The 19,817-nt window shown below is 66.8% G+C and carries 18 protein-coding genes; 7 read left to right on the top strand and 11 right to left on the bottom strand.

Annotation, left to right across the window (positions count from 1 at the left end; translation table 11 throughout):
- Positions 1–25: 25 nt before the first annotated feature.
- Positions 26–1,357 (bottom strand): dephospho-CoA kinase, encoded by a 1,332-nt coding sequence (coaE, locus tag AC50YM_RS08335; protein WP_494956499.1) that lies wholly within the window; start codon positions 1,355–1,357, stop codon positions 26–28.
- Between the two features lie 22 nt (positions 1,358–1,379).
- Here coaE and AC50YM_RS08330 point away from each other — a divergent pair, with 22 nt between their 5' ends.
- Positions 1,380–2,081, top strand: a complete 702-nt coding sequence (locus AC50YM_RS08330) for an IMPACT family protein (RefSeq protein ID WP_494956498.1) — start codon at positions 1,380–1,382, stop codon at positions 2,079–2,081.
- Positions 2,065–2,589 carry a GNAT family N-acetyltransferase gene (locus AC50YM_RS08325; protein ID WP_494956497.1) on the top strand — a complete coding sequence of 175 codons (525 nt, stop codon included), beginning with the start codon at positions 2,065–2,067 and terminating at the stop codon, positions 2,587–2,589. Before AC50YM_RS08330 ends, AC50YM_RS08325 begins: the two co-directional genes overlap by 17 nt.
- Before the next feature lie 187 nt (positions 2,590–2,776).
- Here the strand turns inward: AC50YM_RS08325 and AC50YM_RS08320 are convergent, their stop codons facing one another.
- From AC50YM_RS08320 to polA, 5 genes are all read right to left on the bottom strand, one after another.
- Positions 2,777–3,682, bottom strand: coding sequence for an NYN domain-containing protein (locus AC50YM_RS08320; protein WP_494956496.1), 906 nt, complete (start codon positions 3,680–3,682; stop codon positions 2,777–2,779).
- A gap of 16 nt (positions 3,683–3,698) precedes the next feature.
- The gene (locus AC50YM_RS08315) at positions 3,699–4,127 is read right to left on the bottom strand and encodes a VOC family protein (protein ID WP_494956495.1); all 429 of its coding nucleotides are present in this window, start codon (positions 4,125–4,127) and stop codon (positions 3,699–3,701) included.
- Between the two features lie 544 nt (positions 4,128–4,671).
- Positions 4,672–6,153 (bottom strand): 30S ribosomal protein S1, encoded by a 1,482-nt coding sequence (gene rpsA / locus AC50YM_RS08310; RefSeq protein ID WP_494891887.1) that lies wholly within the window; start codon positions 6,151–6,153, stop codon positions 4,672–4,674.
- A 199-nt stretch (positions 6,154–6,352) separates the two neighbouring features.
- Positions 6,353–7,642: a GNAT family N-acetyltransferase gene (locus AC50YM_RS08305; protein WP_494956494.1), complete on the bottom strand. Its 1,290-nt coding sequence runs from the start codon at positions 7,640–7,642 to the stop codon at positions 6,353–6,355.
- A 48-nt stretch (positions 7,643–7,690) separates the two neighbouring features.
- The gene (gene polA, locus AC50YM_RS08300) at positions 7,691–10,330 is read right to left on the bottom strand and encodes a DNA polymerase I (protein WP_494956510.1); all 2,640 of its coding nucleotides are present in this window, start codon (positions 10,328–10,330) and stop codon (positions 7,691–7,693) included.
- Between the two features lie 211 nt (positions 10,331–10,541).
- Between polA and AC50YM_RS08295 the strand changes: the two genes are divergently transcribed.
- Complete coding sequence (locus AC50YM_RS08295; protein ID WP_494956493.1) at positions 10,542–11,006, top strand: hotdog fold thioesterase; 465 nt, start codon at positions 10,542–10,544, stop codon at positions 11,004–11,006.
- A 106-nt stretch (positions 11,007–11,112) separates the two neighbouring features.
- Here AC50YM_RS08295 and AC50YM_RS08290 read toward each other — a convergent pair whose 3' ends face one another.
- From AC50YM_RS08290 to AC50YM_RS08270, 5 genes are all read right to left on the bottom strand, one after another.
- Positions 11,113–11,670 (bottom strand): dihydrofolate reductase family protein, encoded by a 558-nt coding sequence (locus tag AC50YM_RS08290; RefSeq protein ID WP_494956492.1) that lies wholly within the window; start codon positions 11,668–11,670, stop codon positions 11,113–11,115.
- Positions 11,671–11,741: 71 nt separating this feature from the next.
- Positions 11,742–11,963, bottom strand: a complete 222-nt coding sequence (locus AC50YM_RS08285) for a hypothetical protein (protein ID WP_494891895.1) — start codon at positions 11,961–11,963, stop codon at positions 11,742–11,744.
- A complete protein-coding gene (locus tag AC50YM_RS08280) occupies positions 11,960–13,177 on the bottom strand; it encodes an inorganic phosphate transporter (RefSeq protein ID WP_494956491.1) in 1,218 nt (405 codons plus the stop codon). Before AC50YM_RS08280 ends, AC50YM_RS08285 begins: the two co-directional genes overlap by 4 nt.
- Before the next feature lie 213 nt (positions 13,178–13,390).
- Positions 13,391–14,641, bottom strand: coding sequence for an FAD-dependent oxidoreductase (locus tag AC50YM_RS08275; protein ID WP_494956490.1), 1,251 nt, complete (start codon positions 14,639–14,641; stop codon positions 13,391–13,393).
- On the bottom strand, positions 14,634–15,998 hold the full coding sequence (locus AC50YM_RS08270; protein ID WP_494956489.1) for an MFS transporter: 1,365 nt from the start codon (positions 15,996–15,998) through the stop codon (positions 14,634–14,636). Before AC50YM_RS08270 ends, AC50YM_RS08275 begins: the two co-directional genes overlap by 8 nt.
- Positions 15,999–16,016: 18 nt before the next feature.
- On the opposite strand from AC50YM_RS08270, the gene AC50YM_RS08265 reads away from it, so the two are divergent.
- The 4 genes from AC50YM_RS08265 to AC50YM_RS08250 all read left to right on the top strand — a co-directional run bounded on the left by AC50YM_RS08265 (position 16,017) and on the right by AC50YM_RS08250 (position 19,701).
- On the top strand, positions 16,017–16,880 hold the full coding sequence (locus tag AC50YM_RS08265; RefSeq protein ID WP_494956488.1) for an IclR family transcriptional regulator: 864 nt from the start codon (positions 16,017–16,019) through the stop codon (positions 16,878–16,880).
- Positions 16,881–16,997: 117 nt separating this feature from the next.
- Positions 16,998–18,131: a cupin domain-containing protein gene (locus AC50YM_RS08260; RefSeq protein WP_494956487.1), complete on the top strand. Its 1,134-nt coding sequence runs from the start codon at positions 16,998–17,000 to the stop codon at positions 18,129–18,131.
- Positions 18,128–18,949, top strand: a complete 822-nt coding sequence (locus AC50YM_RS08255) for a fumarylacetoacetate hydrolase family protein (RefSeq protein ID WP_494956486.1) — start codon at positions 18,128–18,130, stop codon at positions 18,947–18,949. The genes AC50YM_RS08260 and AC50YM_RS08255 overlap by 4 nt, the downstream gene beginning before the upstream one ends.
- Positions 18,949–19,701, top strand: a complete 753-nt coding sequence (locus AC50YM_RS08250; protein ID WP_494956485.1) for a maleylpyruvate isomerase family mycothiol-dependent enzyme — start codon at positions 18,949–18,951, stop codon at positions 19,699–19,701. Before AC50YM_RS08255 ends, AC50YM_RS08250 begins: the two co-directional genes overlap by 1 nt.
- Positions 19,702–19,817: the final 116 nt, after the last annotated feature.

Genomic DNA, 19,817 nt, shown 5'->3' with positions numbered 1-19,817 from the left:
CCGGGGCCGGCCGCAGTGCCCTGATTCAGCTTTGGGCAGTACCTTTCCCGGGACCACGGGGGCCTCGGCCCGCCCCGGGTGCTGGTTCCGGCACTGCTTCGGGTCCTGCCGCTGGCGCTGCCTCCGCCGCCGGCGCGCTGTAGGACGGCGAGGTGTACGACGGTGGCTGCCAGCCCGTACGCTGCGCCCACGCCTCCATCCGCGGTCCGGCGTGGTCGGCGAACCAGGCCTCCTTGTCGGCGGCGTAGCCGGCGGTCGATTTGTCCACCCCATGCAGTTTGGCGACGCGGCGTTTCTCGGCCAGGTAGTCGGTGCGGGCGGCCGCGTCGTCCCGCAGCCAGTCCCGGAAGCACAGCGCAAAACGCCAGCCCGGGGAGCCCACCACGCGGACGTGGAGGTTGACCGCACGCCCGGGGTCCGCATTGCCGTGCAGCCGCTTGGGCCAGTCCGCCGGGTCCGGGCGGGAAGGCTTGGGGTTATCCGAGACGACCCCGGGCCAGGCGGGGAAGCCCGCGCGGGCCAGCAGCGGCGCGATCCGGTCCGCGGCCGCCATGTCCTCGACGCCCAGCTGGAGGTCCAGGACGTCCTTGGCGGCGAATCCGGGCACCGACGTGGAACCGATGTGGTCCAGGGTCAGGATGTCCGGCGCGGCGGCGGACAGGCGGGCGATGATCCGGTCCGCCTGCGCGGGCCAGTCCGGGTTGGCGGGCGTGAGAACCGGCCCGCCGGTGCGCGGTGCGATCCGGTGCCGGGCCAGATTCTCGGCGAACGGTGCCAGCCGGAACTTCCAGAGCCGGTCCACGGCATCGCGCAACTCCTCCTTGGCACCGGAATTGTCGAGGACGGCGTCGGCCGCCGCCAGCCGGGCCTCCCTGCTGGCCTGGGCCGCCATCCGGGCCCGCGCGTCCGCGGCGGTCATCTGCCGGTGCTGCACCATGCGGTCTACCCGGACGTCGTCGGGGGCGTCAACCACCACGACGAGATGGAAATCGGCACCCTGTCCGGTCTCGACCAGCAGCGGGATGTCCTGGACCACCACGGCGCCTTTCGGGGCGGCCGCGGCCAGTACGGCGGCGCGTCCCCGTACCAGTGGATGGATGATGCCGTTGAGCACGGCGAGCCGTTCCGGGTTCCCGAAGACGACGGCGCCAAGCCTGGGCCGGTCCAGTCCGCCGTCGGGCGTCAGGATGGCTTTGCTGAAGGCGTCGACAACCCGGGCGAGCCCCGGCGTTCCGGGCGCCACGACCTCGCGGGCCAGGGCATCGGCGTCGATCACCACCGCACCGAGCTCACGCAGGCGCGCGGCGGCCACTGACTTCCCTGAGGCGATGCCGCCCGTCAACCCGATTTTCAGCACCCCACCAGACTAAACTGATCCGGTGGCTGATGACGCGGTTTTCCCGGAGAGCAGGGCAGCCGTTTACACCACGCTCGCGGCCGGTCCGCAATTCCGCCATGAGATCGAGGTCAAACGCTCCCGGTTTATCACCGTGCTGCACCGCACCGTGGATGAGGAGAGCGCCCGGTCCGTCGTGGCCGGGCTGCGCCGGGAATTCCACGACGCGCGGCACCACTGCTCCGCATTCGTGCTTGGCCCGGACCGTGAGGTGCAGCGGTCCAACGACGACGGCGAGCCGTCCGGGACGGCAGGCCTGCCGATGCTCGACGCGCTGCTGAAACGCGAAACCGCGCCCGGCCTGACGGATCTCAGCGACGTGACGGCGGTGGTGGTCCGCTACTTCGGCGGGATCCTGCTCGGCGCCGGCGGCCTCGTCCGGGCGTACTCCGAATCCGTGTCCGCCGCCCTGGACCGGGCCCCGCTGGTGCGACGCCGCCGGCTGCGGATCTGCACCGTGACGGTCCCGCACACGGCGGCCGGGCGGCTGGAGAACGAGCTGCGCGGCGCGGGATATGTGATGGCTGGAACAAGTTACGAGGCGCAGACAACAGTTCTGCGGCTTGCCCTGCCGGATGACCGCGCGGCCCTGGCGCAGGCGGCTGAACGGCTCGCCGCGCTGTCAGCCGGAGCCGCCGGGCTGCTGCCTGAAGGAACGGAGTGGATCGATGTCCCGCTCGTCTGAGCATTCCCCTGCCGCCGTGCGACTCGTCGACGTCTCCGACGAGGTCCTGGAAAAGCTCCTGACCGTGGCCATCCAGGACGCCGACGCGGACGAGGTGACGCCTCCGCTGGGCAGTGCTGCCGGCTGGAATTCGGAACGGATCAGCTGGTTCCGCGAATACCACCACGCTGCCGCCGGTCTCGACCGTCCGGCGCAGCAGAAGAGCTGGGCGATCAGCTCCGACGGGGAACTGGCGGGATCGATCCGGCTCAAACGCACCGGGGCGGACACGCTCGAAACCGGAATCTGGCTGGGCCGCAGTTTCCGTGGCCACGGGATCGCGCGGGAAGCCCTTCGACTCGTGACCGAGCGGGCCGCCGCCGCCGGTGCCGCCGTGCTGGAGGCCGACACGACTGCCGGGAACGCCGCGGCGCTGGTCCTGCTGCGCGCGGCCGGGGCCGAACTCGAGGAGGGCAAAGCCACCGCCGACGCCACGGTTCCGGTCAAGGCCCGGATCGCGCTGCGCTGATGTCCACCGCGGGACATGCCCCACGCTCCCTGCGGCCACTGGACATGCCCCCGCTGAGTTCCGCGCTCCCACCGGACATGCCCCTCCCTGGCCGCAGCCGCTGGACACAACGCCATTGTGTCCATCCGGCGGGCCCACGACTGGGCAGGTCCAGGCCAAGTTCCGCGCGTCAACGCGGGAAACCAGCTCAATATCCCGCCGGAACCAGCTCCTTTCCGGCGACGGCCGGCGTCTTCAACGCGGGCGGACGGTAAGGCTTCAGGCCGCAGCGTTCCTGGATGAACTGCTCCAATCCGCGGTATCCGAAATCTTTGTGACTGCATCCGGGCCAGCGCTCCCGCAATAGCGCACCCAAACGTGAGCCGTGGACGAGTCCCCCAACCAGAACGTCAGGGTGCTTACGCACCAAGGCATGAACGCTTTCCTGATATTCCTTAACGCTTGGTACGCGCGGCGCCGACGACGACGGAACCACCGACGTCCTGGGCTGTTCGGTCTTCGGGGTCACCGGTTTCGCCACCGGTCGGGTCATTTGGACCGGGGCGCTTACGGATTTCGGCTTCTTCTTAGGCTCGGGCACTTGAACAACATGGAAATGGTCGGCCGCCGCCTGCAGAAACCTGCTGCCTGCACCCGCGGCAGCGTGCGATGTCGTCACAACGATTGCGTACTTCCCCAAGGTATGGAGGCGTCGGATGAGGGGGACGAAACCTCCGTCGCCGCTGACAATGACGAAGACGTCTACCCAGGGGGCCTCGGTGGCCACCTCCAGGACATCCACGACCATTTCAATGTCGGCAGCATTCTTCACATCCTGATTGAACGAGAAGATCTGGACCGGCTCAACTCCGTTGGCAAATAGTTCCCGGCGGTAGCTTGCCATGTCGGCCCGGCCCCAATTGGCGTAGGCGCGGACGAGCGCCGTCAGCGACCCGACACCCAGATCCCGGGCAAGCCGCTCGACGTCGGCCACGATAGTGCCGATAGGAACCGAGGTCACATCGCCTTTTGCGCCGCCGAAGAGATTTTCCATGTCGATGAAGACCGCCACATTCCGGGCCGGCGGGGTCCCTTTCAGGCGTTCCGGCGTCATTTTTGCCGCCCCGACGCTATTCTGCAATTTCCCAGATGTGGCCGGCCGGATCCCGGAAACTGGCCGTTCGGATCCCCCACGGCCGGTCCAACGGGCCGTTGAGGAGCTCGACGCCGCGGCCCTCCAGCGCGGCACAAACGGCGTCGACGTCGTCCACCCGTATGGTGAACTGCATCCGTGATCCGGACTCCGGCGTAGCTACCCTGGCGGGGCCGATGAGCTCCGGCGCCTCGGATGATCTCAACAGGTTGATCATGGTGTTCTCGAACTTGAAGACCGCCGAGGCGTCATCCTCGAAGGCTATGGGCAGGCCGAACGCGTCCTGGTAGAAGCGCTTGGCCCCCGGCAGATCCTCGACAAACAGGGTGATGGCGCCGATACCCCTCGGCCAGGGCCCTGTTCCTACTGAACCCTCCGCCTGATGACTTTCCGAAGTATCAACCATGAATGCTCCCCCAATTGTGTTCCGAACTTCAACCTGCCAAGTCTGGACGGGGAACCGCGGCGACGTCAAGGATTGCAGTCCCCACATGCCCGAGTTACGGGCGGCCGGACGCTGGAGCTTGTCCCGCCGTCGCGCCCAGGTCTGGACATAGTGCCCATATGTCCAATGGCCGCTTCCGGCGCTGGGCATGTCCCCCGGGTTCGCCCGGACGTACCGGACCCGGACGCTGGAGCGTGTCCGGCCGTCGCGCCCAGGTCTGGACATAGTGCCCATATGTCCAGTGGCTGCTTCCGGCGCTGGGCATGTCCCGCGGAGCACGCGTCCACCCGCGGGCACATCCCCCGCGGCGCGCCGGTGACAGGCGCCCGGGGCCAGGCGCACAGGGCTCGGGGCCCGGGGCCCGGGGGCACGGGGACCGGGGCAAGGGGCCCGGGGCTTAAACCAAAGGTGGCCGCCCCCGTAGGGACGGCCACCATTCAGAGTGCTACTTCAAGCTACCAAGTGCCAGGCCTCAGGGAGCGGACTCCCTGAGTGCACGGGGCAATTAGTTGCCGGTCAGCTTCTCGCGCAGTGCTGCAAGAGCCTCGTCGGAAGCGAGCGTGCCGCCACCGGTGTTGGACTCGGCTGCAGCCGGCTCGGAGGAGTAGCTGGTCGTGCCGGAATCGCTCTCGCCGGACGTTGCAGCTGCAGCGTCGTCGGCAGCGTGCTGGACAACCTGCTTCTTGTGGGCTTCCCAGCGGGTCTGGGCGTCAGCGTACTGCTGCTCCCAGGCGGCGCGCTGCGTCTCGTAGCCTTCAAGCCACTCGTTGGACTCCGGGTCGAAGCCCTCCGGGTACTTGTAGTTGCCCTCTTCGTCGTACTCAGCGGCCATGCCGTAGAGAGCCGGATCGAATTCGGTGGACTCGGCGTCGACGCCCTCGTTGGCCTGCTTGAGGGACAGCGAGATGCGGCGGCGTTCGAGGTCGATGTCGATGACCTTGACGAACAGCTCGTCACCAACAGAGACAACCTGCTCGGCCAGCTCAACGTGGCGCACGGCGAGCTCGGAGATGTGGACCAGGCCTTCGATGCCGTCTTCAACGCGAACGAACGCGCCGAACGGAACCAGCTTGGTGACCTTACCCGGTACAACCTGCCCGAGGGCGTGGGTGCGGGCGAAGGTCTGCCACGGATCTTCCTGCGTAGCCTTGAGCGACAGGGACACACGCTCGCGGTCCAGGTCGACCTCGAGAACCTCGACGGTGACTTCCTGGCCAACTTCGACAACCTCGGACGGGTGGTCGATGTGCTTCCAGGACAGCTCGGAAACGTGAACGAGGCCGTCTACGCCGCCCAGGTCCACGAAGGCACCGAAGTTGACGATGGAGGAAACGACGCCGGGACGGACCTGGCCCTTTTCCAGCTTGTTGAGGAACGTGGAGCGGACCTCGGACTGGGTCTGCTCGAGCCAGGCACGGCGGGACAGCACAACGTTGTTGCGGTTCTTGTCCAGCTCGATGATTTTGGCTTCGATCTTCTGACCGATGTACGGAGCAAGGTCGCGCACACGGCGCATCTCGACGAGGGATGCGGGCAGGAAGCCGCGCAGACCGATGTCGAGGATAAGACCACCCTTGACAACCTCGATGACGGTACCGGTGACGACACCGTCCTCTTCCTTGACCTTCTCGATGTCGCCCCAGGCGCGCTCGTACTGAGCACGCTTCTTGGAGAGGATCAGGCGGCCTTCTTTGTCTTCCTTGGTGAGCACCAGGGCTTCGACGAGATCGCCAACGGAGACAACGTCTCCGGGATCAACATCGTGCTTGATGGACAGCTCGCGGGAGGGAATGACACCTTCGGTTTTGTAACCGATGTCGAGCAGAACTTCGTCGCGGTCGACCTTGACGACGGTACCTTCGACGAGGTCTCCGTCGTTGAAGTACTTGATGGTGGCGTCGACTGCTGCGAGGAAGTCCTCAGCGGTACCGATGTCGTTAATTGCGACTACGGGGGTACCGGGCTTCTCGGTGGAGGTGATGGTCATGTAGTAGGGGCTCCGTTGTGGATAGTAAGTCGGTCAGGCGAACCGCTGCGCCCGCGTCGGCGACACGGGCCCAGAACACGGCACATCGCCGGGTCATCCTGATTTGTGGATTGAAGATGCGCGCACGTAGTACACGCCCGTTTAGTCTAGTCGTATACGGGAACACGGGTCAAAGCGCAACGGGTCAGCCTGGACTCGGCTAGAAGTGCGTCAGACAGTGCGGTGCGCGCTCGACGGCGAACATGAGTTTCGCGCTCAGGGCCGCCCCCGGTGCATGCTCGGTAATCCTTCCGGCCGCCGCCAGAGTGACCGGGCAGACCGCGCCGAGATAGATGGATCCGAGTTCGGCGATATCGAGTGAAAGCTCCGGCTCCGCGCCGTCCGGGGCGGCCGCGACCCGGGCCTCGCCACCGGTGACGGTGAGGGTGAACGTGCCGTCGGCGAGGCCCAACGTGTCGGTGACGCGGACGACGAGGCTGCCGTCGGATGAGTACCGCCGGGCACCCAGTGCCGCGGCGGTGTCCAGAATCCGGAGCCACAGCATGTCGCGGTGCTCCGAGGACTCGATGCAGCGCGGGTCCTCCAGGGCCCACGTCAGCGGATCGTCCACGGGCGCTTCGGCCCAGCTGACCCGCTGGATCATGTCGAGGCTGCCCAGGAACTGCCACAGCTCCAGGTAGCCGGAATCGGTGGCCGCCACCAGGTCAACGACTTCCATGGTGTGGGGTTTGGTGTCCCAGCCGGAGAACTTGTAGGCGACATAGCCGTCCACGGCCCCGGCGGCGTCGTAGTGTAGGGCGCACCGGATCGACTCATCCTCCGCACCGTCCTGGCCGAGCGTTCCCGAGCTGCGCTGCCGGTACGCGTCCTGCCGCATGATCGAGCCCGGAGTCGCCCGGTGGACGCGTTCGAACACCCGCGGAGCTAAATCCAGCAGGACTTTCCGGTCGGCGATTTCCACCGAACCGGACGGGGTGTGCCGCAGCCGGAACCGCGGCCCGGTGTCCACCTTGATGCTGCGTTCGAACGTTGCGACGCCGAAGCCGAACCGGCCGTAAATGGAAGCTTCCGAGGCCGTCAGCGCCGCGAGGGCCAGGCCATCGGCCTTGGACGCGGCGAGGTCCTCGGTCATCATCCGGCGCAGGATCCCCTGCCGGCGGTGCGTTCCGCGGACGGTCACGGCGGTGATCAGCTGGGCTTCCAGCTGCCGCCCGTAGCCGGTGTTGAGGTGCTTGCGCAGGGTGGCGAAGGTGGCGACCGGGATCTCGGCCGCCAGGGAGCGGTCGGCCACGGCGCCGGTCTGGTAGACCCCCGTCATCTCACGGTTGTCGACCCGGTACATGGCCATGACCTTGTCGACGAACTCTTCCTTGTGCCGCTCGTCGTAGAACCCGACGCCGACGCCGCGGAGCCACGCTTCCCCCAGGGCGTAGTCCGGTTCGGATTTTTCGGCCGCGCGGAACCGCCGGATCTCATACTTCTCTGCCACGTCGTTCTCCCCCTAGGAATCCTGCCAAATGATCGAACGAAGCAGGCGTCAGTGCCCGGCCTCGTACCAGCTGGAGCCGATGCCAATCTGCACGTCCAGCGGAACCGTCAGCTTCGCCGCCGAGCCCATCTGCTCCGTTACCAGCTTCTCCACGGCTTCCCGCTCGCCGTGAGCCACTTCGAGGACCAGTTCATCATGGACCTGCAGCAGCATGCGCGATTTCAGGCCCTGTTCGGCAAGCGCACCGGCGACGCCGAGCATGGCCCGCTTGATGATGTCAGCCGCCGAGCCCTGGATCGGTGAGTTCAGCGCGATGCGCTCCGCGTTCTCGCGCAGCTGGCGGTCGGTGCTGGTCAGGTCCGGCAGGTAACGGCGGCGCCCCTCGATGGTCGCGGTGTAGCCGTCGATCCTGGCCTGGTCCACCACGCCGCGGAGGTAGTCGCGGACGGCGCCGAACCGGTCGAAGTATTCCTTCATCAGGGTCCGCGCCTCGTCGACCGAGATCTCGAGCTGCTTGGAGAGACCGAAAGAGGTCAGACCGTAGGCGAGCCCGTACGACATCGCCTTGACCTTGGACCGCATCGCGCTGGTCACCTGGTCGGTAGGCACATGGAAGATGTTGGAGCCCACGAACCGGTGCAGGTCTTCGCCGTCCTGGTACGCCTGGATCAGTCCCTGGTCACCGGAGAGGTGCGCCATGATCCGCATTTCAATCTGTGAGTAGTCCGCCGAGAGCAGGCAGTCGTAGCCGTCGCTGACCACGAAGATGCTCCGGACGCGGCGGCCTTCCTCGCTGCGGATGGGGATGTTCTGCAGGTTGGGGTTGTTGGACGAAATCCGGCCGGTGGCGGCCACGTTCTGGGCGTACGTGGTGTGGATCCGGCCGTCGTCGGTGACGGACTTCTTCAGCGACTCCAGCATCTGCCGCAGCTTCGACGACTCCCGGTGCGCCATCAGCTGGACCAGGAATTCGTGCCCGGTCTTTTCCAGCAGGTTCTTGAGCGACGCGGCGTCCGTGGTGTAGCCGGACTTGATCTTCTTGGTCTTGGGCAGCCCCAGTTCCTCGAACAGCACGGTCTGCAGCTGCTTCGGCGAGCCCAGGTTCACGTCGTGGCCGATCGCGGCGAAAGCCAGCTCCTGGGCGTTGTCGATCACCTTGGCCAGATCCGCCAGCTGCTCGTCCATGCGCGCCATGTCGATGGCGATTCCCGCGAGTTCCATGTCGGCAAGGACCCGGCTGACGGGCAGCTCGAGGGTGGTCAGCAGGTCCTGGGCTTGGCGTTCCTGCAGTTCCGTTTCGAAGTAGCGGCTCAGGGCCCGGACGACGGTGGCTTCGTGGACGAGCGCACCGGCAGCGGCGGCGTCGTCGCCGTCGAAAGCCAGCTCCAGCTGGCCTTCCTTGGCGGCACCGGAGGAGACGCTGATGTTGAGGTGGTGCTGGGCCAGTTCGGCGAGCTCATAGCTGCGGCGGTCAGGCTGGATGAGGTAGCCGGAAATTGAGGTGTCGTCAACGACGCCTTCGAGGCCCAGGCCCCGGTTGGTGAAAGCCTTGAGGGCCGCCTTGTAACCATGCATGATCTTGGGCGCGTCGGCGCTCCTGAGCCACTCGGCCAGGACGTTCTCGGCCGCGGCGTCCTGGCTGGCGAGGTCGATGTAGGCGGCCGCACCGTCATGGACGATGGCCACGGCGGCGGCATCCTCGCTGATCCGCCCGGGTACAAGGTCGACGGCGACGGCTGAACGCTTGCCCGCCCCCGACTCCAGGAAGGTGGCCAGCTCGGCGGCGTCCGCGGGGACCACGAAGTCCGGAGTGTCCAGGCTTTCCCGCTCCGCTTCTGTAACCTCGCTGCCGTAGAGGGCGAAGAGCCGGGCGCGGATGGTCTTGAATTCGAGGGCGTCGAACAGCTCCTCAAGTGCGGCCTGGTCCGGCCGCGGATCCGCGAGCTCGTCCAGGGTGACCGGCAGGTCCAGGTCCGTGTGGAGCCGGTTCAGCCGCCGGTTGCGTCTGACGTCCTCCACGTTTTCGCGGAGGGAGTCGCCCACTTTTCCGCCGATCGCGTCGAGGTTCGCCAGGACCCCCTCGAGACCGCCGTACAGGTTGATCCATTTGGCGGCCGTTTTGGGCCCGACGCCGGGAACGCCCGGGAGGTTGTCCGCGGTCTCCCCCACCAAGGCGGCGAGGTCCGAATACTCGGCGGGGCTGACAAAGTATTTCGCCTGGATGGCTTCGGCATCCATTCGGGGAATGTCGCTGACGCCCTTCCGGGGGTACAGGACAAAAACGTTGTCCGTGATCAGCTGGAACGCGTCACGGTCGCCCGAGACGAGCAGCACCTCGTAGCCGGCCTTTTCACCCATGGCGGCGAGGGTTGCCAGGATGTCATCCGCCTCATAGCCGGGCATCTTGATGGTCTTGATGCCCCAGGCGCCCATGACCTTGTCGATGAGGTCAATCTGGCCGCTCATCTCCCGCGGGGTCTCGTTGCGTCCGCCCTTGTACTCGCTGTACTCGGCCTTGCGGTGCGTGGTTTCGTCCGAGACATCGAAGGCGACCGCAACGTGTGTGGGCTTTTGCTCCTTGATCAGGTTGATGAGCATGGAGGTAAACCCGTGGATCGCGTTGGTGTGCTGCCCCGTGGCGGTGGAGAACTTGTCCGCGGGCAGGGCGAAGAACGCCCGAAAGGCCATGGAGTGTCCGTCCAGCACCAGGAGCCGCGGCTGGTCCGTGATGGGAATCACCGGTGCTTCAGTGGCGGAAACCGACGCCGCGGCCCGGCCGGCTTTCCGGACGGGCTTGGCTGCAATCACTGATTCGGTCTCAGTGGACGGGAAAATGTCTGCTGCAGAAGGGGAAGGGGCCGGTTTGGTAGTTTCGCTCACAGGTGCCAGCCTAGTTCCCATGAAAGACAATTTCACGCCGGGCCCGTACGCGGCCGAACTGGCCGCCGCCGGGATTCCCGAGGAAATGCACGACTGGCTTGGACACTACGGCGTAGGCGCCCTGGTGGTGAAGATGGGAATCAAGTTCCTGGAAATGAGCCCGGAGCGAACCGTGGGCACCATGCCGGTGGAAGGCAACACCCAGGTGGCGGGCATTCTGCACGGCGGCGCGCATGTGGTGCTCGCCGAGACCCTTGGCTCGTTTGCCGCGGGGATGCACGCCGGCCCGAACCGCCAGGCGATGGGCATCGATGTGAGCGCGACGCACCACCGGGCCATCGCATCGGGCACCGTCACCGGAACCTGCACGGCCATCCACCTCGGACGGACCCTCACCACCCACGAAATTGTGATGACCGACGAGCAGGGCCGGCGGCTGTCCTCCGCCCGCATCACCAACCTCATCCGCGACATCAACACGTAGGCACTGTGCCGCGTCGGGGCCGCTCGGGCCAACGCCGCCCGGCGTCAGGCTGTGCGGGTCAGGGCTGTGCCGCGTCAGGGCTGTGCCGCGTCAGGGCTGGGCCGCGTCAGGGCTGTGCCGCGTCACGTCCGAAACGGTAGCGAAGCTCCACGATGCCCCGCCCGAGGGTCTGCGAGGCAATCAGCTCCAGTGGCGCCGTCGGGCCCGACAGCGGAAGCACCGCTTTGCCGCTGCCGAGGACGACGGGAATGATCGAGATGATGATCTCGTCGAGGGCACCCGCGTCCGCGAACTGGGCAGCGAGGACCCCGCCGCCGACGATCCAGACGTTCTTGCCTGCCGCGCTCTCCCTGAGGTCCCCGATGAATTCGGCGACTGGGCCGCGGACAAAGGTCACGTCCGCGCCTTTGGGGGCCGCATGCTCGTGATGGGTGAAGACCCAGCTGGGCGTGTCGGGGTACGGCCAGGTATCCGGTTCGTGTTCCCGCAGCCAGGCGTAGGTTTCGCCGCCCATCACGATGCAGCCGACGTCCGCCATGAAGGCGTCGTAGCTTTCCTTGCCGCCGTCGAACCCGTCGAACTGGAGCAGCCAGTCCAGCTGGTCATCGGCGGTGGCAATGAATCCGTCCAGCGAGGACGCGACGAAATACTGGAAACGAGGCATGTGCCCCAGCCTAGCCAGAACCAGCCGGCATGCCCATCCTTCGTGCAGTGGCTGGCTTGGTCCGGCGCCGGCTACTTGCTGAAGTACGGAATGATCAGATACAGCCCGAACAGCACGGCGAGGCCACACAGGCAGAAGCACACGACGGCGAGCGGCCGGACCCAGGCCGGCTTCCTTTCGCTGACGTCACCGGCGATGGCCGTGAGCCGGACACCGAGGGAGTACAGGACCACAACGGTCACTGCCGCGACGAGCGTTGCGCCCGCCACCTGAACCAGTTCCAGCCATTTCACAGCAGTCCGTCCTTCGGCTCGTCCTGGGAGCGACTGACGGCAATCGCTTTCTTCTTCTTCCGGAACCGCACAGCCGTGCCGGCTTCCTCGACCTCGACGGCGTTGTGGTGGCCGACGGCCGACTTCTTCGAGTGCAGGAACATGTAGCTCACGGCAGCCGTGCCGGCCACGGCGGCGATAACGACGCCTGCGACGCCGGTTTTGACCAGCAGGGCGGTGAGTGCCCCCACGATTCCGGCGGCCGGGAGGGTGAGGAGCCAGCCGAGTGCAATCTTTCCGGCGGTTCCCCACCGGACGGTGGTGCCGCGGCGGCCCATGCCCGACCCGATGACGGAGCCGGAAGCAACCTGGGTGGTGGACAGCGCAAAGCCCAGGTGCGAGGAGGCGAGGATGGCTGAGGCCGTGCTGCTTTCTGCCGCAAAACCCTGGGCCGGCTTGACGTCGGTGAGTCCGGAGCCCATGGTGCGGATGATCCGCCAGCCACCGGAGTAGGTGCCGATCGCGATCGCAAAGGCGCACGCGGCAATGACCCAGAGCTGCGGGCCGGTACCGGGCCGCTGGGTCCCGGCGGCGATCAGCACAAGGGTGATGATGCCCATGGTCTTCTGCGCGTCGTTGGTTCCGTGCGCCAGCGCCACGAGGCTGGAGGTGAAGATCTGGCCGGTGCGGAATCCGCCGCGCTTCTGCGTGAGCTTGGTGCCGGACTCGGGGTCATGGCGTGAGGTCAGTGCATACGCCAGTTTGGTGCAGAGGAAGGCCACGCCGCCGGCGATGAGCGGGGCGAAGAGCGCGGGAAGAATGACCTTCTGCATCAGGCTCTCGAAGTTTATCGAGTGGATTCCGAGGCCGGCGATGGCCGCGCCAATCAGGCCACCGAAGAGCGCGTGCGAGGAACTCGACGGCAGGCCCTTGAGCCAGGTGATCATATTCCAGAGGATGGCGCCCATCAGCCCCGCGAAGATGATCTCCGGAGTGATCTGGATGCCATCCGATCCCTCCTTGATGATGCCGCCGGAAACCGTCTTGGCCACTTCCGTGGACAGAAAAGCACCCACCAGGTTCAGCACCGCCGCCAGGGCGACTGCCGTTTTCGGTTTGATCGCGCCGGTGGCAATGGGGGTGGCCATCGCGTTGGCGGTGTCATGAAATCCATTGGTGAAGTCAAAAAAAAGCGCTAGCGATATTACTAGCGCCACCATGATGGTGATTTCCACCTGTTGCCCAATCTGCAGAGTCGACGGTCAGCAGTTTCGATACCCATGGCCGCACAATTCACCCAGGCTTCACCGGGTCGTTGTGTGGCGTTCAGCAAAGTAGCCTGACGCGTTAAAGCGTACGGGCCAAAGGGAGCAGGGCAAAACAACGCCGGAGACGGCGAAACGCCGGACACCCGTGGGGTGTCCGGCGTTCAGCGTGGTGCGGGGTTGTCAGGCCGGAAGCTTGGCCCGGCCCGCCGAGCGCTCCGTGGCGGGGACGCCTTCGCCGGCCTGGCCGTAGATCCAGTCGTTGTACTGGAAGTCATTGTCCTTCCGGCTCTTGAAGAGCAGGTTGCGCAGCGTCCGGGCCAGCCCGGAGACATGCCAGGATTCGCCCCAGACCCGCGCGGTGCGCTGGACCCGGGCGGTCCGGCCGGCGCGGAGGTTGTTGAATTCCCGGATCGCACCGTCCCAGGCCTCGGGGCGGACGCCGTCCGCGGTGAAGACGGTTCCGTTGCTGACGTCCTGCAGCACGGCGGCATCCTCGAGGGCCTGGCAGGCGCCCTGGGCGAGGTACTGGAGCATCGGGTGTGCGGCGTCGCCCATCAGCACCATCCGGCCGGCAACCCAGTTTTCGATCGGGTCGCGGTCGTACATCGGCCAGCGGATGCCGGTGGCGAGGTTCTTCAGCGCTTCCTGAACGGCCGGGACGCAGTCCTTGTAGGCCGCCTCGAGCTCGTCGACGCCGCCGTACTGCTCTTCGCCGCGTTCGAAGGAGGGGGACTTGAAGACGGCCACGGTGTTGAGTAGCTCGCCCTTCCGCAGCGGGTACTGCACGAGGTGGCAGTTCGGGCCGAGGTAGACGATGACGTCCTCAAGGTCTGCCTTGGGGGTGTTTTCGGTGATCGGCACGGTGCCGCGGTACGCGACGTAGGCCGAGGGAACGGGCTCATCCGAGGCCACGAGCGGACGCAGCGTGGACTTGAGCCCGTCGGCGCCGATCACGACGTCGGCCTCGTAGTCGACGCCCGCTGCAGTGTGGGCCACGCCGCGGCCGTTGACGGTTTCAACACTTTCCACCATGACGTCGTTGACGAGCTTGACGCCGGCGGCCTCGCAACCTTCGAGCAGGACCCGGTGCAGGTCGCTGCGGTGGATCACGACGTACGGCGCGCCGTAGCGCTCCGCGAACTCCCCGCCGAGCGTCTGGCGGGTGAGCTCCTCGCCGGTGACGGCGTCGCGGAAGACCAGGTGCTTGGGCTGGACACCGATCTCCAGTGCCTTTTCCAGCAGGCCCCAGCGCTGCAGGACGCGGGAGGCGTTGGGAGCCATCTGCAGGCCCGCGCCGACCTCACCGAACTCGGGAGCGCGCTCCACCAGGGTGACGTTGGCGCCGTTTTCACGCAGCGCGAGTGCTCCGGCCAGTCCGGCCATTCCCCCTCCGATGACGAGGACATCGGTGGACGTGGCGTGCTCAGACATTGCTTACTCCTGTAGGTGAGGGTGAGGGTGAGATTGACGATTTGGATTTGAGGTTGAAGCCGACGGCGGCCAGCAGGACCGCGGCGATGGCGGCTGCACCGGCGAAGGCCAGGAAATTGGAATTGACGCCCAGCCCGGCGGCCAGCAGGAGGCCACCCACCTGGGGTGCGGCGACGGCGCCGATGCGGCCCGTCCCCAGCGCCCAGCCCAGCGCGGTGCCGCGCAGGTGTCCGGGATAGTGGCTCGCCACGGCGGCTATGATGAGGCACTGAGTGCCGTGGGTTCCGACGCCGGCGAGGACCAGCATGAGGTAGACAATGGTGACGGACGGTCCGGTCACCAGGACCACGAGCGCTCCTGCCGCGACTGCGGCGGCGGCGATCGCCGTCGGGATCGGACCGAACCGCGTCCCGGCCCAGGCGGTGATGACCGAGCCGGCGACCGCGCCCAGGTTCAGGGCCAGGGCGAACGTCAGGGCTGAACCGAGGTTGTAGCCGGCCAGCTGCATCAGGTTGGGCAGCCACGTGCCCAGTCCGTACCAGGCGAACAGCGTTGCGATCGTTGCCACGGCGAACAGGACGCTGATCCCCAGGTAGGGGGCGCGGAGCAGGGAGGAGAAGCCGGAAGGCTCCTTGATCGAACTGCTCCTGCCGGCCGCCTTGCGTGCGGCCCTGCCTGTTTCCTTGGTGCTGGCGCCGACCGGCGCCAGGGTCTCCGGAAGATACTTCAGTCCCAGCGGCACCACGATCACCAGGGCGAGCGCGGCCACGAGGAACATCGATTCCCAGCCGAAGGCCGGGATCAGCTGGATGCCGACCAGGGCGGCGATGGATCCGCCGATCGGGACACCGGACATCATCAGGGTGGCGATGACGGACCGCCACTTGGCCGGGACCAGTTCGGCAACAAGGGCGTTGGCCGAAGGCACCAGGCCGCCGAGGCCGATGCCGGCGAGGAGCCGGAGGACACCGAAAACGGGGGCGTTGGGGGCAAAGGCGCAGAGGATGGTGAAGATCGAGAAGACGACGGCGCAGCCGATGATGGTGCGGCGGCGTCCCCAGGAGTCGGCCATCCGGCCAGCGAAAATGGCCCCGATCATCATGCCGACGAAGGCCATTGAGCCAATCGTTCCGGCGGTGGCCTTCGTCAGGCCCCACCCGGTTTCGGAGATCAGCGAGGACTGGACCGTCCCGTAGACAATGAGGTCGTATCCATCGAATACCACCAGGAGCCAGCAGACCAGAACAGCGGCTGCCGACCCTTTGGAGAACCCGGTGACCGGCCCTCCAGCACTGGTGGGGGCCGGAGCCCCCTGCGAGGACCGTTGCGGCGTTGCAGCGGAAGATGTGTGATTCATCCCACTACCGTCGCCTCGATGGCAGGTGAACCACAATATAATTCTGATGTGCAGAACGAGTCCCCCGCCAAGCCCGCGTCGAAATCGACCCGGAAGCCCGTCCAGAAGCGGCCGAGCTATTCCGTCGAGGCAGTCGACAACGCCCTGCAGCTTCTCCAGCTGTTGCGCGACGTCGGCGCGCTGCGGCTCAAGGACGCCGCAGCCGAGCTGGGCGTGGCCCCGTCCACCGCCCACCGGCTGCTGGCCATGCTGGTCTACCGGGGTTTCGCCGTGCAGGATGAAACCCGCCGGTACCTGCCTGGCCCGGCAATGGGCGTCGGGCCGGCCGGGCTGAGCTGGTCCCGGCTGCTCCGCTCCCTCGCCCAGCCGCATATGGAACTGCTTTCGGCCCAGCTCAATGAAACGGTGAACCTCATGGTGCGGGTGGGCACGAAAGTCCGCTTCCTGGCCACTGTGGAGGGGACCAACGTGTTGCGGGTCGGTGACCGGCAGGGGACGGTAATGCCCGCCAACAAGACCTCAGGGGGCAAGGCCATGCTGGCCGAACTTGAGCCTCCCATGATCGACCGGCTGTTCAGCAGCGACAACACCGAGACCGGCGGCGACACCATCCCGGCCGCGGAATACCCGGCGTTCGTGCGGGAGCTGGAGTCCATCCGCGTCAACGGCTTCGCTGCCAATTTCGAGGGCACGGAGGACGGGGTGAGCGCCCTTGGGATCGCCCTGCACAACCGGCGGGGGGAGGTGGTTGGTGCGCTCAGCGTGGCCGCACCGGCGACCCGCTTCCGCAGGGTCTTCGACGCCGGGCTGGTCCCCCGGCTGCGGGAAAGCTGCCGTCAGCTGGAGGTCGACATCGCGGCCAATCCGGCCCAGCCGGACTGAGTCCGCCGCCGCCCGCAGTAACAATTCTGACCAGCAGAATATGTTGGGGGTCACAGGGCCGGCTCCGTAGAGTCAGCCTACGCATAAGATCTGTTCTGCACTACCGAGGAGGCCCACGTGTCCATCAGCGCCGAGAACACGACTCATGAGTCAGTTGCCGCAGGGCACACTGCCCCGGAGCCGACGCCCGAAGAGGCTGCCCAGCTCAAAGAGCTGTACCGCGATTTTGACCGCGAAAACCTGATTCCGCTCTGGACCGAAATCGCGGACCTGATGCCGATGGTGCCGTCCCCAAAGGCGGTGCCGCATGTCTGGCGGTGGAGCGACCTCTACCCGCTGGCCGCCCGCGCCGGTGACCTGGTCCCGGTGGGCCGTGGCGGCGAGCGGCGCGCGATTGCCCTGGCCAACCCGGGCCTGGGCAACACCCCCTACGCCACTCCGACACTGTGGGCAGCCATTCAGTACCTCGGCGCCCGCGAGACCGCGCCGGAACACCGCCACTCGCAGAACGCCTTCCGCTTCGTGGTCGAGGGCGAAGGCGTCTGGACCGTCGTGAACGGGGACCCGGTCCGGATGTCCCGCGGTGATTTCCTGCTGACTCCGGGCTGGAACTTCCACGGCCACCACAACGACACCGATGAGCCGATGGCCTGGATCGACGGCCTGGACATCCCGTTCGTGCACTACGCCGATGCCGGCTTCTTCGAGTTCGGCACCGAGCGCGTCACCGACGAGGCCACCCCGGACATCTCCCGCTCCGAGCGGCTCTGGGCGCACCCGGGCCTGCGCCCGCTCTCCGGCCTGGATGACACCACCAGCTCCCCCATCGCCGCGTACCGCTGGGAGTACACCGACCGGGCCCTGCGCGAACAGCTGCTGCTCGAGGACGAGGGCCACCCGGCGACCGTGTCCCAGGGCCACGCCGCGGTCCGCTACACCAACCCCACCACCGGCGGCGACGTGATGCCGACCATCCGGGCCGAATTCCACCGGCTCCGCGCCGGCGCCTCCACCGAGACCGTCCGTGAAGTGGGCTCCAGCGTGTGGCAGGTCTTCGAAGGGGCCGGCTCCGTGGTCCTCAACGGCGAAACCAGGACCCTGGCGAAGGGCGACCTGTTCGTCGTTCCGTCCTGGGCAGCCTGGTCGCTGCAGGCCGAGACCGAATTCGATCTCTTCCACTTCAGCGACGCCCCCATTTTCGAACGGCTGAACTTCAACCGCACCTACATCGAAGGACGCAACAACAAATGAGACTCCTCACCCTCCGCACCCAGGCCGGCACCAAGGCTGTCCGCCAGGACGGCGACACCCTGACCGAGATCGACGGCTTCGCCGACGTCGGAGAGCTGCTGCGCTCCGCGGACTGGGAAGCCACCGCAAAGGCCGCCAACGGCACCCAGCACCCGGTTGAGGGCGCGGACCTCGACGCCGTTGTCCCCTCCCCCGGCAAGATCATCTGCGTGGGCCACAACTACCGCAACCACATCAAGGAAATGGGCCGGGAAGTCCCCGAGTTCCCGACCCTGTTCGCCAAGTACCAGGAATCCCTGATCGGCCCGAACGATGACCTGGCCCTGCCGCAGGAATCCTCCACTGTCGACTGGGAATCCGAACTCGCCGTCGTGATCGGCAAGAAGGGCCGCCGGATTTCCGAAGCCGACGCCGCGGACCACATCGCCGGCTACGCCGTCCTGAACGACGTGTCCATGCGCGACTACCAGTTCCGCACCATCCAGTGGCTGCAGGGCAAGACCTGGGAGAAATCCACCCCCTTCGGCCCCGCCCTGGTCACCAAGGACGAGTTCAGCGGCGGCCTGATGACCACCGCGGTCGACGGCGAGATCCAGCAGCAGACCCCGACGAACGATGTCGTCTTCACGCCGGAATTCCTGGTTTCCTACATCTCCACCATCATCACGCTGAACCCCGGCGACGTCATCGCCACCGGCACCCCCGGCGGTGTCGGCCACGCGCAGGACCCGAAGCGCTACCTGCAGGAAGGCCAGATCCTGGTCACCACCATCGAGGGCCTCGGAGAACTGAAGAACCGCGTAGTCAAGGAAGCCTGATGGTCGCCCGCCACGACCAGACGACCGACCCGGAGCTGCTTGCGGCACTGCTGCAGGCGCGCCGGGGCACGGCGTTCTTCGCGCGCAAGCTCAACGAACTCACTGATGCTGAGCTCGACGGCGACACGCTGCTGCAGGGCTGGACCCGCCGCCACATCACGGCTCACATCGGCTACAACGCCCGGGCGATTGCCCGGTTGGTCGAGTGGGCGGCCACCGGGGTGGAAACCCCGATGTACGCGTCCACGGACGTGCGGGACCACGAGATCCACTTTGGGGCGACCCTGAGCCCGATCGCGCTGCGGCACCTGTTCGACCACTCCGCGGTGCACCTCAACGTGGAATGGCGCGACCTGCCCGAAGATGCCTGGCACCACAAAGTCCGGACCATCCAGGGCCGCGAAGTCCCCGCCAGCGAAACCGTCTGGATGCGGACCCGCGAAGTCTGGATGCACGCCGTCGATCTCCACAACGGCGCCCGCTTCCAGGACATCCCGGTACCCGTGCTGGAACGGCTGCTGGCGGACATCACCGGCGCTTGGAAGACCCGCGGCACCGATGCGGGCCTCGTGGTCAAGGTAACGGACCGTGCCGTCACATTCGGGGACACGACGTCGGACTCCGCCACGGTGGTCTCCGGACCGCTGGCATCGGTCGTCGAATGGGCCGGCGGCCGCGGCGACGGCGGCGTATCCGCCGTCGACTCCGCAGCGTCGCCGACGGCGGTTCCGGCCGCCCCGAAGTGGATCTGAGCCGCAGCTTCTGGCGGTATCTTGACAGGGCACCTGTCCTGACAAGGCAGCTGTTCTGACAGGGCAGCTGTCTTGACACGAAACCTGCACCAACCAGGAAAGCCCCTCGACTGAGG

The organism is Pseudarthrobacter sp. RHLT1-30-1 (assembly GCF_059383415.1).
Note: the sequence above shows the minus strand (reverse complement) of the source record. Positions and strands in the feature narration are given on the sequence as shown.

Excerpts from the sequence above, each read along its gene's own strand:
- AC50YM_RS08325 (WP_494956497.1), top strand. The coding sequence starts at position 2,065 with ATGTCCCGCTCGTCTGAGCATTCCCCTGCCGCCGTGCGACTCGTCGAC.
- AC50YM_RS08320 (WP_494956496.1), bottom strand. The coding sequence starts at position 3,682 with ATGACGCCGGAACGCCTGAAAGGGACCCCGCCGGCCCGGAATGTGGCG.
- AC50YM_RS08315 (WP_494956495.1), bottom strand. The coding sequence starts at position 4,127 with ATGGTTGATACTTCGGAAAGTCATCAGGCGGAGGGTTCAGTAGGAACA.
- rpsA (WP_494891887.1), bottom strand. The coding sequence starts at position 6,153 with ATGACCATCACCTCCACCGAGAAGCCCGGTACCCCCGTAGTCGCAATT.
- polA (WP_494956510.1), bottom strand. The coding sequence starts at position 10,330 with ATGGCCTTTCGGGCGTTCTTCGCCCTGCCCGCGGACAAGTTCTCCACC.
- AC50YM_RS08295 (WP_494956493.1), top strand. The coding sequence starts at position 10,542 with ATGAAAGACAATTTCACGCCGGGCCCGTACGCGGCCGAACTGGCCGCC.
- AC50YM_RS08290 (WP_494956492.1), bottom strand. The coding sequence starts at position 11,670 with ATGCCTCGTTTCCAGTATTTCGTCGCGTCCTCGCTGGACGGATTCATT.
- AC50YM_RS08275 (WP_494956490.1), bottom strand. The coding sequence starts at position 14,641 with ATGTCTGAGCACGCCACGTCCACCGATGTCCTCGTCATCGGAGGGGGA.
- AC50YM_RS08270 (WP_494956489.1), bottom strand. The coding sequence starts at position 15,998 with ATGAATCACACATCTTCCGCTGCAACGCCGCAACGGTCCTCGCAGGGG.
- AC50YM_RS08265 (WP_494956488.1), top strand. The coding sequence starts at position 16,017 with ATGGCAGGTGAACCACAATATAATTCTGATGTGCAGAACGAGTCCCCC.
- AC50YM_RS08255 (WP_494956486.1), top strand. The coding sequence starts at position 18,128 with ATGAGACTCCTCACCCTCCGCACCCAGGCCGGCACCAAGGCTGTCCGC.
- AC50YM_RS08250 (WP_494956485.1), top strand. The coding sequence starts at position 18,949 with ATGGTCGCCCGCCACGACCAGACGACCGACCCGGAGCTGCTTGCGGCA.